The sequence below is a fragment of the Streptomyces sp. NPDC107454 genome (genome assembly GCF_055582885.1).
This window is the reverse complement of record NZ_JBVJPA010000025.1, coordinates 155,163-170,596: the sequence shown is the minus strand read 5'-3', so window position 1 is coordinate 170,596 and position 15,434 is coordinate 155,163. Positions and strand designations below refer to the sequence as shown.

Here is a 15,434-nt window from a genome sequence, read left to right as displayed (position 1 = left end):
GCCTACCGCTACTTCGCCACGGCACGCCGCCGGTTCATCCTCGCCGACACCCCCGGGCACGTGCAGTACACCCGGAACATGGTCACCGGCGCCTCGACCGCCGACCTGGCCGTCGTCCTCGTCGACGCCCGCAACGGCGTCATCGAGCAGACTCGCCGGCACGCCGCCGTCGCCGCACTGCTGCGCGTCCCGCACGTGGTCCTCGCCGTCAACAAGATGGACCTCGTCGAGTACAAGGAGTCCGTCTTCGCCGCGATCGCCGAGGAGTTCACGGCGTACGCCTCCGAGCTGGGCGTTCCCGAGATCACCGCGATCCCGATCTCGGCGCTCGCCGGTGACAACGTGGTGGACGCCTCCGCGAACATGGACTGGTACGGCGGCCCGACGGTTCTGGAGCACCTGGAGACGGTCCCGGTCAGCCACGACCTGGGGCACTGCCACGCCCGTCTGCCCGTGCAGTACGTGATCCGCCCGCAGACCGCCGAACACCCCGACTACCGGGGGTACGCCGGTCAGATCGCCGCCGGTAGCTTCCGGGTCGGTGAGAGCGTGACCGTGCTGCCCTCCGGGCGCACCACGAAGGTCGCCGGGATCGATCTGCTGGGCAAGCCCGTCGACGTGGCGTGGACCCCGCAGTCGGTGACCCTCCTGCTGGAGGACGACATCGACGTCTCGCGCGGCGACCTGGTCGTGCCGAGCAAGGACGCGCCCCCGACCACGCAGGACGTCGAGGCGACCGTCTGCCACGTGGCCGACCAGCCGCTCACCGTCGGCCACCGGGTGCTGCTCAAGCACGGCACCCGCACGGTGAAGGCGATCGTCAAGGACATCCCGTCCCGGCTGACGCTCGACGACCTGTCGCTGCACCCGCACCCGGGTCAGCTGGTCGCCAACGACATCGGCCGCGTCAAGATCCGTGCCGCCGAGCCGCTTCCGCTCGACTCGTACGCCGATTCCCGGCGCACCGGCGCGTTCATCCTGATCGACCCGGCGGACGGCACCACGCTGACCGCGGGCATGGTCGGCGAGTCGTTCGCCGCGCCCCAGCCGGTCAAGGACGAGGGCGACGACGACGGGTGGGACTTCTGACATGACGTCCACCGACTTCTACTCCACGTTCGCCAAGGAGGGCGGCCGCGTCGGCAGCGGCGTCCTCGGCAGCGGGCAGGGCGGAGTGGCGCGATGTGCGTAATGACGTACGCGCACTGCCTGCGCGCCCCGTCCCCCCACCCGACGTCCCGGATGCGACGACGAAGACCTGCCGACCTCCCGGCCACGACCTGAGATCGTGACCGCCGGGCCAACGAGAGGAACCCCTCCCGTGCCTGCCATCCGCTCGACCTTTGTACGCCGCGGCATAGCCGCCGCCGTCGCACTCCCCCTGCTCGCGCTCGCCGCCTGCAGCTACGGCTCCGAGAAGAAGGCCGACTCCTCCTCGAAGGAGAACGTCGCCGCCGGGTCCTCGAAGATCGAGGGCCTGGACACCGTGAAGATCGGCTACTTCGGCAACCTCACGCATGCGACGGCGCTGGTCGGCCGCCAGGAAGGCCTCTTCCAGAAGGCGCTGGGCGGCACGAAGGCGGAGTACTCCACCTTCAACGCGGGCCCCTCCGAGATCGAGGCGCTGAACTCGGGCTCGATCGACATCGGCTGGATCGGCCCCTCGCCCGCGATCAACGGCTTCACCAAGTCCCAGGGCAAGAGCCTGCGCATCATCGGCGGTTCGGCGTCCGGTGGCGTGAAGCTCGTGGTGAACCCGAAGAAGATCACGTCCCTGAAGGACGTCAAGGGCAAGAAGATCGCGACTCCGCAGCTCGGCAACACGCAGGACGTGGCGTTCCTCAACTGGATCGCGGAGCAGGGCTGGAACGTCGACGCGCAGAGCGGCAAGGGCGACGTCTCGGTCGTGCGTACGGACAACAAGATCACCCCGGACGCCTACAAGTCCGGCTCCATCGACGGCGCCTGGGTGCCGGAGCCGACCGCGTCCAAGCTGGTCGCCGAGGGCGGCAAGGTACTGCTCGACGAGGCCTCCCTGTGGCCCGACAAGAAGTTCGTGATCACGAACATCATCGTGTCGCAGAAGTTCCTCAAGGAGCACCCGAAGGTCGTCGAGGCCGTGCTGAAGGGCTCGGTCGACACCAACAAGTGGATCAACGCCAACTCCGACCAGGCGAAGGCCGCGGCCAACGCCCAGCTGAAGGTCGACTCCGGCAAGGAGCTCCCGGCGAACGTGCTCGACCCGGCCTGGAAGTCCATCCAGATCACCAATGACCCGCTGGCGTCCACCCTCAACACGGAGGCGGAGCACGCGGTCAAGGCGGGCCTGCTGGAGAAGCCCGACCTGAACGGGATCTACGACCTCACGCTCCTGAACAAGGTCCTGGGGGCCGCGGGCGAGAGCACGGTCGACGACGCCGGTCTCGGCGTCAAGTAAGGACCCACACCGATGAGTTCCCAGGAGGTGACGACCATGGCCACAACCCTCGCCAAGGCCGCCGACGGCGCCGAAGTGACGGAGCACGCCGCCCGGATCGAGCATGTCTCGAAGTCCTTCGCCGGACCGGCGGGGCCCCAGCTCGTCCTCGACGACATCACCCTCGATGTCGCGCCGGGCGAGTTCGTCACCCTCCTGGGGGCCTCGGGGTGTGGAAAGTCGACGCTGCTCAACCTGGTCGCGGGTCTCGACGCCCCGACCGCGGGCAACATCACGACCAACGGGCGTCCGGCCCTGATGTTCCAGGAGCACGCCCTCTTCCCGTGGCTGACCGCGGGCAAGAACATCGAGCTCGCGCTGCGGCTGCGCGGCGTCGCGAAGTCCGACCGCCGCGACCGGGCGGAGGAGCTGCTCGAACTCGTCCGGCTGAAGGGCGCGTACGGGAAGCGGGTGCACGAGCTGTCCGGCGGTATGCGCCAGCGCGTCGCGATGGCCCGCGCGCTCGCCCAGGACAGCCAGATCCTGCTGATGGACGAGCCGTTCGCGGCACTGGACGCCATCACGCGGGATGTCCTGCACGACGAACTGACCCGGATCTGGCGCGAGACCCAGCTGTCCGTCCTCTTCGTCACCCACAACGTACGTGAGGCGGTGCGGCTGGCCGAGCGGGTCGTCCTGCTGTCCTCGCGCCCCGGCCGGGTGGCCCACGAGTGGCGGGTCGACATCCCGCAGCCGCGTCGTATCGAGGACGCGGCCGTGGCGGAGCTGTCCGTCGAGATCACCGAACAACTGCGTGGGGAGATCCGCCGCCATGGCCAGCACTGAGACGAAGGCCGACGCGGCCGGCCGGCCCGTCAAGGACAGCTCCGGCAACGACATGGCGGGCCTGGAAGCGGGCCTCGACGCCCTGGAGACGACGGCGCATTCGGGCCGGCCGGCCTTCCGTCAGACCTTCGTCGAGAAGATCCTGCCGCCGCTCGTCGCCATCGCCCTGGTGCTGGTGGTGTGGCAGGCGCTGATCTCGTTCAAGGTCGTCACCGACCCGAGCAAGCTGCCCTCCCCGTCCGACGTCTGGGGCGAGGTCAAGGACGCCTGGCTGCAGGGCACGCTGCTCGACTACATCTGGACGAGTGTCTCGCGCGGTCTGCTCGGGTTCCTCTTCGCCCTTGCGATCGGTACCCCGCTGGGTCTGCTGGTGGCCCGGGTGAAGTTCGTCCGCGCCGCGATCGGCCCCATCCTCTCCGGGCTCCAGTCGCTGCCCTCCGTGGCCTGGGTGCCGCCGGCCGTCATCTGGCTGGGCCTGAACAACTCGATGATGTTCGCGGTGATCCTGCTCGGCGCCGTCCCCTCCATCGCCAACGGCCTGGTGTCGGGCGTGGACCAGGTGCCGCCGCTGTTCCTGCGGGCGGGCCGTACGATGGGCGCGACGGGCCTGCGCGGGACCTGGCACATCGTGATGCCGGCCGCGCTGCCCGGCTATCTGGCCGGTCTGAAGCAGGGCTGGGCGTTCTCCTGGCGCTCCCTGATGGCGGCGGAGATCATCGCCTCCTCCCCCGACCTGGGCATCGGCCTCGGTCAGCTGCTGGAGAACGGCCGCACCGCCAGTTCCATGTCGATGGTCTTCCTCGCCATCTTCCTCATCCTGTTCGTCGGTATCGCCATCGACCTGCTGATCTTCAGCCCGCTGGAGCGGTGGGTGCTGCGCAGCCGCGGTCTCCTGGTGAAGAGCTGAGCCCGTCATGACGAGTCGTCCGGTCCTCCTGGTCATCGCCCACGGCAGCCGCGATCCGCGTCATGCCGCGACGGTGCACGCCCTCGTACGGCGTGTGCGGGCCCGGCGTCCGGGCCTGCGCGTGGAGACCGGCTTCCTCGACTTCAACATCCCCTCGGTGCCTGCGGTGCTGGAGTCCCTGGCAGCGGAGGGCGTACGCGATGTGGTCGCCCTCCCGCTCCTGCTCACCCGCGCCTTCCACGCGAAGGCGGACATCCCGGCGGTCCTGCGGGAGGCACCGGCGCGGCTGCGCATCCGCCAGGCGGAGGTGCTCGGCCCCTCCCCCCTGCTGACGGCGGCGCTCGAACGCCGGCTGTACGAGGCGGGGCTGACCCCCGCCGACAAGTCCTCGACGGGGGTCGTGCTGGCCTCCGCGGGGTCCACCGACCCGGAGGCGATCGCGGTGATCGCAGAAATCGCGCGGGAGTGGCGGCACACCGGTTGGTGCGCCGTGCGGCCCGCGTTCGCCTCCGCATCCCTTCCGCGTACCGAGGACGCGGTGCGTGAACTGCGCGCCCTCGGCTGCGCCCGTGTCGCCGTCGCCCCCTACGTCCTCGCCCCCGGCTTCCTGCCGGACCGCATCGCCCGCGGCGCCGCCGAGGCGGACGTCCTGGCCGACGTACTGGGTCCGGCGCCGGAGGTGGCACGGGTCCTGCTGGAGCGGTACGACGAGGCACGCGTCCCGGTGCCGGTGGCGCTCGGCGCCTGAGCGCTCCGCTAGGGCTACCGGGACGGGCCTTCGATCATCTGCGGCGCCGTCGTGGCTCGTCGCGCGGTTCCCCGCTTCCCTTCAGGTCGCTGCCGCACCGCAGCGGACTTCGCCCGACCCGCTCACGCCTTGGTGGTGGCCGTCACGGTGGCCGCCGGTCCCGTGCCCGCCGCCGTCACCGTCGCGATCGTGATCGTGTACGAGGTGCCCGGCCTGAGGCCTCCGATCACCCGGAACATGCCCTTCGCCGAGGGCTGGCCGACCAGTACGTCCCGGCCCGTGACGTCGATCTGGGCGCGGCCGTCGGAGACGGTGACGCGGTAGCCGACGACCTTGGCGTCGCCGGTCGTCGTCGGCGGGGTCCAGGCCACGGTGGCCGCGGTGGACGCCGTACGCAGCTTGGGGCCGGTCGGTGCGCCCGGCAGCGCGGTCACGGCGGTCGGGGTCAGCGGGAGCGAGGCGAGCGACGGGGCACTGGCGCCGTGGGCGTTGCTCGCGGTGACGGTGACCGTGAGCGGGCCGGCCGGCGCGGGCAGTCCACCGATCCGTACGATCGCCGTGCGCTTGAACTCGGCCGCGCCGACGGCCTGTTCGCCCACCTGGCGCCCGGACGCGTCGTACGCCCGCGCCGTGTAGCCCGTCACCGGTGAGCCCCCGTCCACGAAGCTCGGGTTGAAGGTGACGTACAGGGCGTCGGCGCCCGCCGTGCTCGTTCCGACACGGGAGGGCGCCTCCGGGGCGGAGACGGCGCCGACGCGGCGGTTCAGCAGCCCGCGGTGGGCGGGTTCGAGTCCCGCGTTGCCGATGATCTCCGACGGTACGTCGGACGGGGCCGTCATGATCTTGTTGCCGGTCGTCACCAGGCCCTTGTTGTCGCCGTCGGCGGTTCCCTCCTCCCACCAGTTGTCCTTGACGAGGGTCGGGTCGTTGTTGCCGAGGGTGTCGCGGTAGTCGGTGTGACGGGAGGCGACGTTGGCGTACGAGGCGTTGTAGAGGACGTTGCCCTCGACCGTCTCGTAGGTGCAGCCGTTGTCGGTGTAGACGTTCTTGCCCAGGCCCCACTGGTCGTGGATGACGTTGCCGGTGACCTTCTCGCCGTCGGCCAGGGAGGTGCCCGTCAGTCCCTGGGTGTAGATGCCGCCGCCGTCGTCGAGCATCTGCATGTAGTCGAAGATCAGGTTGTCGCGGACCGTGTTGTCGTGGCTGGCGTTGGGGGTCGCCGGGTCGCCGATCTTGTCGGGCCAGCCGCCCCAGCCGAGCGAGACGGCGCTGTAGCCGACGTGGTCGATCTGGTTGTGGGCGATCGTGGTGCTCTGGGTCCAGCCGTTGAGGATCGCCACGCCGCCGTGGAACTCACGGGGAAGTCCATAGAGGTGATTGTTCGTCACCTGGACGCCGGAGGCGGGGGTCTGTCCGTCCACTGTGCCGATCTCCAGTCCGTTGCCGGAGATGTCGGTGAAGACGCTGCCGCTGACCGTGGAGTCCTTCGAGCCGGTGCCCAGGTCGAGGCCGGACGCGCCGAGATGGGCGAAGACGTCGTCGCTGAACGCGATGCGCTGCCCGTGGACGAAGGAGACGTTGCCCGGCATCTTGGTCCAGGACGCGAAGGGGCAGGTGCCGCCCTCGACGTACTGGCACAGGCCCTGGGTCGCCCAGCCCTTCTCGCCGGTGATGGTGTAGCCCGCCTGGATCTCGGAGAAGCCCTCGGGCCCCGAGGGGGTGAGCCAGGTGGCGTAGCTGAACTGCAGGCCGCGGAAGGCGAGGTCGTGGACGGGCGCGGCGGCCGTGCCCCGTCCGTCGATCAGTTTCTCGGCCTGTGCCGCCTCGACGTCGGCGCGCGCGAGGTTCTCGCCCTTGCGGGGCAGGTAGTAGACCCGGTGCGCGGTGCGGTCGAGGTACCACTCGCCGGGCTGGTCCAGGAGTTCGTAGGCGTTCTCGATGTACGTCGCCTTGCCGCCGTTGGTGAGGTGTCCTGGCCCGACCATGCTGACCGTGCGGCCGGGGATGTCCGGGAACTCGACGCGCTTGTTGGAGTTGTCCCAGCACGGCTGGACCATCGTGATCGTGGTGCCCTCGGCGGCGGCGACGCGGCAGCGCGGTTCGGTCCACTGGCCCAGGCCGTTGCGCTCGACGTTCCACAGGGACTCGCCGCTGGTGTAGACGAACTCGGCGTCGGAGGGGTGCTTCCAGTGCGCGAGGGTGTCGGAGGACGCCGTGTACCCGGTGGCGGTCTGGGTGAGGGTCACCGGCACGGCTCCGCGGGCGCGCTGGGCGCGCACCCCGTCGACGTACAACTGCCGGGTGTCGGTGAGGCCTTGGGGAGCGGGCGCGGACCACAGGCCCGGCCTCCCGCTGACCGGGCGCCAGCCCTGGACCTGCCGGCCACCGCTGATGACGGTGTTCCCGGTGCCCTGCCAGATCACCTGGTGGCCGCCGGTGCCCGAGTCCCGGGCGTCGAGGGTGAGGGGTGCGGTCTGCTGGTACGTACCCGACGCGAGGTGGACTGTCAGGTCGCCCTTCATCCCCGTGACGCGCTCGCGGACGAGGTCGCGGGCGCGTTCCAGGGTGCGTACGGGGTGGCGGGCGGTGCCGTTCGCGTGGTCGCTCCCGCTCGGGGAGACGTAGAGGTCGAAGGACGCGGGCTGGGCGGAGGACACGGCACCCGGAATTCCGAGGGCCAGGACCGTGGAGATCAGGGTGACTAGGGCGGCTCTTCGGCGCATGGGCATGTTCCCCTCCCGTGGGATCAGCCGGTACCCAACGCCGAGAAAGGTAGGATCTATGAAGCGCCAGCGTCAATGAATGCGACAGAGAACGCCCCAACTCCCTTCTCATGGACATCTATTCATCCGAGCAGTGTTCATACTCCAGACCGCTGTTCAGTCGAAGGACAGTCCTCCCGTCCTTGTCCGCTTGAGCTCGAAGAAGTCCGGGTGGGCGGCGAGGACGCGGAAGCTGTCGAAGAGTTCCGCCGCGCGCTCGCCTCGCGGAACGGCCCGCAGGACGGGGCCGAACCACACCGTTCCGTCGACATGGAGGGTGGGGGTCCCCACATAGCCGTCCGAGCCGGGCTCCCGGCCCGCCTCGTGACTGCGGCGTACCGCCTCGTCGTACGCGGAGTCGTGGGCCGCGGCGGCCAACGCGGCCGGGAGCCCCAGTTCGGCGAGGGAGTCGGCGACCACGGCGTCGAAGTCCTCGACCCCCCGCTCGTGGATGCGGGTGCCGAAGGCGGTGTAGAGGTCGCGCAGCACCTTCTCGCCGTGCTGTTCGGCGGCGGCCACCGCGACCCGCACGGGACCGACGGACTTGTCGACCAGCTCCCGGTACCAGTCGGGGAGTTCATTGCCCAGGTTGTGCAGGTGAAGGCTCATCACACGGAAGCGGAGGTCGAGCGGGCGGGCACGCTCGACCTCCAGCATCCAGCGTGAGGTGATCCAGGCGAAGGGGCAGGCCGGGTCGAAGTAGAAGTCGACGCGGGTGGGCGAGTCGTCCGTCCTCGGGTTCGTCATACCGCCGAGGCTAGCCAGCCAATGGCACAGAATCTCGATCCAATCCGAAGCTGATTCACTGACCCAATTCCCCGACTCCTTGTGCGACGGGCCCTATCGCCGGGCCAGGCGTGGATCCCGGCCGCTGTGAGCGAGGGCGCGCTCGAAAACGGGCGCGTCGTCGGACACCGGCACCGGATCGGCGAAGCCGTCGTACTGGCGGTACAGCTCGGCATGCGTGTCGACGACGTCCAGGACGAAGCGGGCCGCGCCGTCCGAGACCCGGAACTCCTGGCCGGTGGCCGTCGCGACGTCCCAGCCGTGCACCGCCATCTCCTTGACGATCATCGAGGCGATGTCGGCGGCGGGCATCTTCGCCATCCCGAGATCGACCTCGCCCTCCCACACCGCGGGGTCGTCCCAGGCGGTCACGGCACGGTCGAGCTGCTCGGCGTACGCCCGCGCCCAGCCGGGATCCGCCGTGAAGTCGCGGCCGGTCAGCTCCTCGGAGAGCGGCCTCCGCAGCGCACGGTGCTCCAGGCCGTGCGAGGTGTAGAGGACCCAGTGGTTCACCAGGGCGCGCAGGTCCCAGTCCGGGCAGTGCGTGGGACCGGGCCCCGCCAGCTGCGCGGCCGTGACACCGCCGGCCACCCGGGCGGCCTCGGCGGCGCATTCCACCATGTACGGGTGCACGTTCTTGTACGGATTACTCATGCGCTCCACGCTAGGGACGCGGCGCGCGCTCCTCTTGAACAAACGCGACAGCCTCGCCGGCCATGCGTACGAGCTCCGCGACCGGCAGCGACCCCGCCGCCCTGCGCTCGCGCGCGAAGGTGTTCGCGAGCCGCTGGAGCAGCTCGTTGAGCGGGGTCGGCACACCGTGCAGCCGGCCGAGGAGGACGATCTCGCCGTTGAGGTAGTCGGCCTCGATGGTGCCGGTGCCGCGGTCGAGGGACTGCCAGGAGGAACCGCCGCAGCGTTCGGAGCCGTCGAAGGGCTCGAACCGGATCTTGTCGTCGCGGGCCTTCTTCTGCTCCTCCTCGCCGGTGTACGCGAGGTCGGCGGCGGCCAGCACCGCCTCGCCCTCCGCACGCACCCGCGCGTAGAGCGCCAGGCCCTCCTCGCTGGTCAGGACGCCGCTGACCGCCTCGATCGCGTTGGCGAGATTGCCGAGCAGCTTGGCGTACTGCCAGCGCGCCACGTCCGGCACGACCGGTGCCTCGAAGTGGGCCTTCTCCAGGTCGGCGGCGATGCGGCGGGCCGTGTCGTCCGTGCCGTGCGGATGGCGGCCCAGGTGCAGGATTCCGGTGAGCGGGGCGCCCGCCGCCGACACCGCGCCCGGCTCGACGAGGGTCGCGGGCAGCCAGACGCAGACGCCGTACACCCGGCGAAAGCGGCGCAGCGCGATCCGGGGGCTCTCCACCCCGTTCTGCGCGCAGACCAGCGGCAGCTGTTCGGCGGCCGTGCCACCGCCCGTCACGGGGGCCGGGCCCCAGGCCTCCAGGGCCGCCTCGCTGTCCTGGGTCTTCACGGCCAGGACCAGTACGTCGTCGGCGCGCAGCTCTCCGAGCGCCGCGGGCCCGTCGACCGTGAGCAGCCGGTGCGTACGTGTCCCCTCCGAGGTCATGAGCCGCAGCCCGCGTGTGCGCAGCGCCTCGTAGTGCGCTCCCCGCGCGACCAGTGCCACCTCGTGGCCCGCCTCCGCCAGCCGGCCGCCGATGGCCCCGCCGACCGCTCCCGCTCCGATGATGATGTAGCGCATGGGGACGAGCCTCGCACAGTCGTGTGTACCCTCCATGAAATGGTTTCGGAAAGCCTCGCCCTCGGCGGTCTGCCGCCGGTGCGGCGACTCGGCTACGGCACCGCCCAGTTGACCGGTCCCGGCTACTGGGGGCCGCGCGGGGACGCCCGGGACGCGGTGGCCGTGCTGCGGCGGGCCGTGGCGCGCGGGGTCACCCTCGTCGACACCGCCGACAACTACGGCCCCTCGATCGCCGAGGAGCTGGTCGCCGAGGCGCTGTACCCGTACGTCGAGAGCCTGTTGATCGCGACCAAGGGCGGTGTCGTGCGCACCAGCGACCGTGCCTGGCACATCGACGGGCGGCCCGAGCGGTTGCGGGCGATGTGCGAGGCGAGTCTGCGGCGGCTGCGGCTCGGGGCGATCGGCCTGTACCAGTTGCACCGGCTCGATCCGGCCGTGCCGATGGCCGAACAGCTGGGCGCGCTCGACGAGTTGCGCGCGGAGGGCAAGATCCGGCACATCGGGCTCGACTCCGTCACCGCCGAACAGCTGAAGGAGGCACTGCGGTTGACCGACATCGCCTCGGTCCAGAACCGCTTCAACCTGCTCGACCGCGACTCGGAACCGCTGCTGAAGCTGTGCGAGGCGCACGGCATCGCCTTCCTGCCCTGGTTCCCGCTGGGCAACGGTTCCCTCACCGCCGACCCGGAGTGCGCCCGGATCGCCGCCGCGCACGGGGCGGCACCGGGGCAGATCGCCCTGGCCTGGCTGCTGCACCGCTCCCCGGTGCTGTGCCCGGCCCCGGGCACAGCATCCCTCGCTCATCTGGAGGAGAACCTCGACGCGGGTGCGGTGCGGCTCACCGCCGAGGACATGACGGCGCTGGGTTGACCCTGCCCCTGGGGCAAGGACGAGCATCCCGGGCATGGACCAGTACCTGAAACAGACGCCGTACAGCGATCCGGGCGGCACCCTGGACCTCGGCGGACTGCCCCGTGATCCGGGGCAACTCGCCCGTGTCGTCAGAGATCTGATCATCCATCGGGGCGAGGGCCCGCGCTTCGGCTACGTCATCCCCGAGGAACGGGTGCACCAGGACGCGGAGTCGCGTTACGTGACGGAGGTGCTGCGGATCCTCGCGGAGCGCCGGGACGCGCCGCTCACCGAACGGCGGGCGCCCGCGGAGCGGTTCGTGGGAACGTGCCGGGACTTCGCGCTGCTGCACTGCTCCCTGCTGCGGGCCACGGGGACGGCCGCCCGGCTCCGTTGTGGCTTCGCCCGGTACTTCGACGCGTACTACGCCGACCACTGGGTCACCGAGTTCCGTCTGCCGGACGGCAGTTGGCGGCTGGCCGACCCGCAGGTCCATCACGAGTACGACATCGGCTTCGACCCGATGGACGTGCCCCGCGACCAGTTCCTGGTGGCCACGGAGGCCTGGCGGGCGTGCCGCGAGGCAGGAGCCGACCCCCGGAGGTTCGGCGTGTTCGACCTCAACGGGATCGAGGGTCTGTCGTATCACGGCCTGTGGTTCGTCCGCGCCGACCTCCTGCGCGACCTGGCCGCCCTCAACGGCGTCGAGCTACTGCCCTGGGACGCCTGGGGCCCGGAGATCCTCGACGACGCCGCGCTCGACGCGGACGAGCTCGCCCTGATCGACTCCGTCGCCGCGGCCGGCAGCGAGGACGAGCTGCGGCGCCTGTACCGGGACCCGAGGCTGACGGTCCCGGACGAGATCGTCTCTTACACCACCTATGGCGGCGTACGAAGGGTCACTCTGGGTCGGACCTGAACGGTGTGCCCTGGTGGAAGTACAGGCGCCAGCCGTCCTCCGTCCGCCGCCACAGCGAACTGCGGTGCACCCGGCGGCCGTTGTCCTCCTCCGTGTCGAAAGTGAGGTGGACCAGGTCCGCTGCGAGCTGGACGCCCTTCATCCGTGAGGCGGTGAGGGGCCGCGACCCGGGCGCGGCGTTGCCGGTCAGTTCGGCGAGGACGGAGGCGCGGTCCCACAGCCGCCCGGAGCTGCCGAACTCGTAGAAGTCGGGGTGGAGCAGTGCTCCGAGCCGCTCCGGCGAGCGGCGGACCTCCGCGTCGAGCAGCCGCAGTTCGCCCATGATGGCGGCCTCCACGGCGAGGTTGTGCTCAGGCACCGGTCAGCTCCTCGAGTTTGACGACCGTGTTCCAGTTGCGGGTGGTGGCGGTGATGCCCTTGAGGAGCCGCGGCTTCGACAGGGCCCCGGCGAGCTTGGAGCGTCCCAGGCCGTCGGGTGCGTACAGATAGAGCGCCCGATCGCCGATGCGGAACTCCTCCGGCAGGAACACCGCCGGGTCGACGGAGGCGAAGCCCTCGGGGCCGACGGGGCCCGAGAAGTAGGTGACGTGCAGCTGCTTGGCCTCGAGTTCGGCGGCCGGGAACGGGCACGCCTCCCGTACGGCTCTCAGATAGGTGTGGTCGCGGACCAGTACGCCGACGCCGAAGCCGAAGTGCTTCTCCATGGCCTCGGCCAACTCGGCCGCCAGGGAGTCCTCGTCCCCGCGGTCGGTGGAGAAGACGGCGTTGCCGCTCTGGAGATACGTCTGTACGTCGCCGTGGCCGAGTTCCTCGATCAGTGTGCGGAGCTCGGCCATCGGCACCTTCTTGTTGCCGCCCACGTTGATCCCGCGCAGCAGTGCCGCGTACGTCGTCGTCATCCGCACACCATAGGGCGGCCATCGGACCCAGGTGGATCAACACCCGCACCCCGGTGCCGATCGACGGCCGCACCCTGATCCCGATCCCCGAGAGGCCCGGATAGGTGTAAGGGGCTTCTGTCCTCCCCAGTGCGGAGACGACGGGGTCCGCGGGGAGGAGCCGGAGGTCCCGGGGTTCACCGGGCAGCACGAGGAGACGTTCTTATCCGGCCCCTACCTTCATAAGCAGAGGTGACGGCAGGGGGCTGTCATCGTGCACAAGGGGGCTGGCCCGTCATGGGGAACGGAGACATACGGGTGCGGGGCATCGCCGCGCGGGCAGGCGGCTGGAGCGCCCGGCACCGATGGGCCGCCGTGGGAATCTGGGTGCTGTTCGTCGTCCTGGCGATGGGGCTCGGCTCCGCGGCGGGCCGCGTCGACGTCAAGGAGAGCGATCAGCTCAAGGGCGAGACGCACACCGCCGCGAAGATCATCGAGGACTCGGGGATCAAGGCCCCGGCCGGTGAGAGCGTCCTGATCCAGGGGAAGGACGCGAGCGTCAAGGCGACGGACGCCGACTTCCGCGCCGCCGTCACGGCCCTCGTCAAGGCCGTCGAGGGGACCGGCAAGGTCACGGACGTGACCTCCCCGTACGACACGAAGACGATCTCCAGGGACGGGCGCAGCGCGCTCGTGCAGTTCGACATGCGGGGCGACGCGGACACCGCGGGCGACCGCGTCGAGCCGGTGCTGAACGCCGTCAAGGGCGTCCAGAAGGACCACGCGGGGCTGCGGATCGAGGAGATCGGCGGCGCCAGCATGCAGAAGACCTTCTCCGACGCGTTCGGCGACGACTTCAAGAAGGCCGAGTACTCCGCGGTGCCGGTGGCCCTCGGCATTCTGCTGATCGCCTTCGGCGCCCTGGTGGCGGCGCTGCTCCCGGTGGCGCTCGCCCTCACCGCGATCATGGCGACGATGGGTCTGATGGGCATCGTCAGCCACCTCCAGCCGATGAGCGACACCGCCAACTCCGTGATGCTCCTGGTGGGTCTGGCCGTCGGTGTCGACTACTGCCTGTTCTATCTGCGCCGTGAGCGCGAGGAGCGTGAGGCCGGCCGGGACGCCGGTGCCGCGCTGCGGATCGCCGCCGCCACCAGTGGCCGCGCCATCGTCGTCTCCGGTGTCACGGTGTGCGTGGCGATGGCCGGCATGCTCTTCACCGGGCTCGCCGAGTTCGAGGCGATGGGGCTGGCCTCGCTGATGGTCGTGGCGGTCGCCATGGTCGGCTCGGTCACCGTGCTGCCCGCGCTGCTCTCGCTGCTCGGCGAGCGGGTCGAGAAGGGCCGCCTGCCGTTCCTGCACCCGGACAAGCGGCGCGCCAGGGGCAAGCGCGTCCGGTCCGCCGAGGAGGGCAGCCGGTTCTGGAGCGCGGTGCTGCGGGTCGTACTCGCCAAGCCCGCCGTCTCGCTGGTCGTCGCGGCCGGTGCGCTGCTGGCCATCGCCGCTCCCGCCCTCGGCATGAAGACGCAACAGCTGACGCTGGACAAGGAGTTCGGCAACTCGCTGCCGATCGTGGGGACGTACAACCGGGTCAACGAAGCCTTCCCGGGCGGCTCCGAACCGGCCGAGGTGGTCGTCAAGGCACACGACATCAACGCCGCCGACGTGAAGTCCGCGCTCGCCGACTTCCGTACGCAGGCCATCAGTTCGGGTGCCTCGCGCGGCCCGGTCGACATCAAGGTGCACGCGGCGCAGAACGTCGCCTTCGTGTACGTGCCCCTCGTGGGCGGCTCCGACCAGGACAAGGCGGAGAAGAGCCTTCAGCTGCTGCGCGACAAGGTGCGGCCCGACACGCTCGGCAAGGTCGACGGCGTCCAGGCGCCGATCACCGGACAGGTCGCCGGATCGCACGACTTCAGCGACCAGTTGCTGGGCTCGGTGGCCCCGGTCTTCGCGTTCGTGGTCGTCTTCGCCTTCCTGCTGATGCTGCTCTCGTTCCGCTCGCTGACGATCGCGATCACCTCGATCGTGCTCAACCTGCTGTCGGTCGCGGCGGCCTACGGCATCCTGGTCGCCGTCTTCCAGCACGGCTGGGGCGCCTCGCTGGTCGGCGCGGAGGGCGTGGGCGCCATCATCACCTGGCTGCCGCTGTTCCTCTTCGTGATCCTCTTCGGGCTCTCGATGGACTACCACGTGTTCGTGGTCTCGCGGATCCGCGAGGCGCGGCTGCGGGGCCGGGACACCAAGGACGCGATCCGGCACGGGGTGGTCACGACGGCCGGTGTCGTCACCAGCGCCGCCGTCATCATGGTCGCCGTCTTCGCGATCTTCGGGACGCTCTCCATGCAGTCCATGAAGCAGATGGGTGTGGGCCTGGCGGCCGCGGTGCTCATCGACGCGACGATCATCCGCGGGGTGCTGCTGCCGGCCGTGATGGCGCTGCTCGGCGAGCGCAACTGGTATCTGCCGAAGTGGCTGAACCGGCTGCCGGACTTCACCCACGACGAGTCGCCGGAGGCCGCGTCCGGACCGCCGGCGGTCGAGGGCGAGAAGGTGGGCGTCTGATCTCCGCACGGTGAGGTCGTACGTGGCCGGGGCGCACCTGCCTCGGCCACGTT

The 15,434-nt window shown here is 70.5% G+C and carries 14 protein-coding genes; 8 read left to right on the top strand and 6 right to left on the bottom strand.

Annotation, left to right across the window (positions count from 1 at the left end):
- The 5 genes from ACZ69M_RS45150 to ACZ69M_RS45130 form a co-directional block, all read left to right on the top strand.
- Positions 1-1,089: sulfate adenylyltransferase subunit 1 (locus tag ACZ69M_RS45150; protein WP_470059447.1), on the top strand; the 1,089-nt coding region annotated here is incomplete at its 5' end.
- A gap of 232 nt (positions 1,090-1,321) precedes the next feature.
- Positions 1,322-2,437 carry an aliphatic sulfonate ABC transporter substrate-binding protein gene (locus tag ACZ69M_RS45145; RefSeq protein WP_470059446.1) on the top strand — a complete coding sequence of 372 codons (1,116 nt, stop codon included), beginning with the start codon at positions 1,322-1,324 and terminating at the stop codon, positions 2,435-2,437.
- A gap of 36 nt (positions 2,438-2,473) precedes the next feature.
- The gene (locus ACZ69M_RS45140) at positions 2,474-3,262 is read left to right on the top strand and encodes an ABC transporter ATP-binding protein (RefSeq protein ID WP_403701259.1); all 789 of its coding nucleotides are present in this window, start codon (positions 2,474-2,476) and stop codon (positions 3,260-3,262) included.
- Positions 3,249-4,169: an ABC transporter permease gene (locus ACZ69M_RS45135; protein WP_470059444.1), complete on the top strand. Its 921-nt coding sequence runs from the start codon at positions 3,249-3,251 to the stop codon at positions 4,167-4,169. The genes ACZ69M_RS45140 and ACZ69M_RS45135 overlap by 14 nt, the downstream gene beginning before the upstream one ends.
- A gap of 7 nt (positions 4,170-4,176) precedes the next feature.
- Positions 4,177-4,917 carry a sirohydrochlorin chelatase gene (locus ACZ69M_RS45130; RefSeq protein WP_470059442.1) on the top strand — a complete coding sequence of 247 codons (741 nt, stop codon included), beginning with the start codon at positions 4,177-4,179 and terminating at the stop codon, positions 4,915-4,917.
- Positions 4,918-5,039: 122 nt separating this feature from the next.
- On the opposite strand, the gene ACZ69M_RS45125 is transcribed toward ACZ69M_RS45130, so the two are convergent.
- The 4 genes from ACZ69M_RS45125 to ACZ69M_RS45110 form a co-directional block, all read right to left on the bottom strand.
- Positions 5,040-7,640 (bottom strand): fibronectin type III domain-containing protein, encoded by a 2,601-nt coding sequence (locus tag ACZ69M_RS45125; protein ID WP_470059440.1) that lies wholly within the window; start codon positions 7,638-7,640, stop codon positions 5,040-5,042.
- Positions 7,641-7,796: 156 nt separating this feature from the next.
- Complete coding sequence (locus ACZ69M_RS45120) at positions 7,797-8,426, bottom strand: mycothiol-dependent nitroreductase Rv2466c family protein (protein ID WP_470059438.1); 630 nt, start codon at positions 8,424-8,426, stop codon at positions 7,797-7,799.
- Positions 8,427-8,519: 93 nt separating this feature from the next.
- A complete protein-coding gene (locus ACZ69M_RS45115; RefSeq protein ID WP_470059436.1) occupies positions 8,520-9,119 on the bottom strand; it encodes a TIGR03086 family metal-binding protein in 600 nt (199 codons plus the stop codon).
- Positions 9,120-9,129: 10 nt separating this feature from the next.
- Entirely contained in the window at positions 9,130-10,167 is a 1,038-nt protein-coding gene (locus ACZ69M_RS45110) for a ketopantoate reductase family protein (protein WP_470059434.1), read from the bottom strand.
- A gap of 39 nt (positions 10,168-10,206) precedes the next feature.
- On the opposite strand from ACZ69M_RS45110, the gene ACZ69M_RS45105 reads away from it, so the two are divergent.
- Together ACZ69M_RS45105 and ACZ69M_RS45100 are read left to right on the top strand one after the other, a co-directional pair.
- Positions 10,207-11,037, top strand: coding sequence for an aldo/keto reductase (locus ACZ69M_RS45105; protein WP_470059432.1), 831 nt, complete (start codon positions 10,207-10,209; stop codon positions 11,035-11,037).
- Between the two features lie 34 nt (positions 11,038-11,071).
- Entirely contained in the window at positions 11,072-11,938 is an 867-nt protein-coding gene (locus tag ACZ69M_RS45100) for a transglutaminase-like domain-containing protein (protein WP_470059430.1), read from the top strand.
- Here the strand turns inward: ACZ69M_RS45100 and ACZ69M_RS45095 are convergent.
- Positions 11,919-12,296: a nuclear transport factor 2 family protein gene (locus ACZ69M_RS45095; protein ID WP_470059428.1), complete on the bottom strand. Its 378-nt coding sequence runs from the start codon at positions 12,294-12,296 to the stop codon at positions 11,919-11,921. The genes ACZ69M_RS45100 and ACZ69M_RS45095 overlap by 20 nt on opposite strands.
- The gene (locus ACZ69M_RS45090; protein WP_470059426.1) at positions 12,289-12,837 is read right to left on the bottom strand and encodes a DUF1697 domain-containing protein; all 549 of its coding nucleotides are present in this window, start codon (positions 12,835-12,837) and stop codon (positions 12,289-12,291) included. Before ACZ69M_RS45090 ends, ACZ69M_RS45095 begins: the two co-directional genes overlap by 8 nt.
- Before the next feature lie 276 nt (positions 12,838-13,113).
- On the opposite strand from ACZ69M_RS45090, the gene ACZ69M_RS45085 reads away from it, so the two are divergent.
- Complete coding sequence (locus tag ACZ69M_RS45085; protein WP_470059424.1) at positions 13,114-15,381, top strand: MMPL family transporter; 2,268 nt, start codon at positions 13,114-13,116, stop codon at positions 15,379-15,381.
- Positions 15,382-15,434: the final 53 nt, after the last annotated feature.

Coding starts and splice junctions, on each gene's coding strand:
- ACZ69M_RS45140 (WP_403701259.1), top strand. CDS start 2,474: ATGGCCACAACCCTCGCCAAGGCCGCCGACGGCGCCGAAGTGACGGAG.
- ACZ69M_RS45135 (WP_470059444.1), top strand. CDS start 3,249: ATGGCCAGCACTGAGACGAAGGCCGACGCGGCCGGCCGGCCCGTCAAG.
- ACZ69M_RS45130 (WP_470059442.1), top strand. CDS start 4,177: ATGACGAGTCGTCCGGTCCTCCTGGTCATCGCCCACGGCAGCCGCGAT.
- ACZ69M_RS45125 (WP_470059440.1), bottom strand. CDS start 7,640: ATGCGCCGAAGAGCCGCCCTAGTCACCCTGATCTCCACGGTCCTGGCC.
- ACZ69M_RS45120 (WP_470059438.1), bottom strand. CDS start 8,426: ATGACGAACCCGAGGACGGACGACTCGCCCACCCGCGTCGACTTCTAC.
- ACZ69M_RS45115 (WP_470059436.1), bottom strand. CDS start 9,119: ATGAGTAATCCGTACAAGAACGTGCACCCGTACATGGTGGAATGCGCC.
- ACZ69M_RS45110 (WP_470059434.1), bottom strand. CDS start 10,167: ATGCGCTACATCATCATCGGAGCGGGAGCGGTCGGCGGGGCCATCGGC.
- ACZ69M_RS45105 (WP_470059432.1), top strand. CDS start 10,207: ATGGTTTCGGAAAGCCTCGCCCTCGGCGGTCTGCCGCCGGTGCGGCGA.
- ACZ69M_RS45100 (WP_470059430.1), top strand. CDS start 11,072: ATGGACCAGTACCTGAAACAGACGCCGTACAGCGATCCGGGCGGCACC.
- ACZ69M_RS45090 (WP_470059426.1), bottom strand. CDS start 12,837: ATGACGACGACGTACGCGGCACTGCTGCGCGGGATCAACGTGGGCGGC.
- ACZ69M_RS45085 (WP_470059424.1), top strand. CDS start 13,114: ATGGGGAACGGAGACATACGGGTGCGGGGCATCGCCGCGCGGGCAGGC.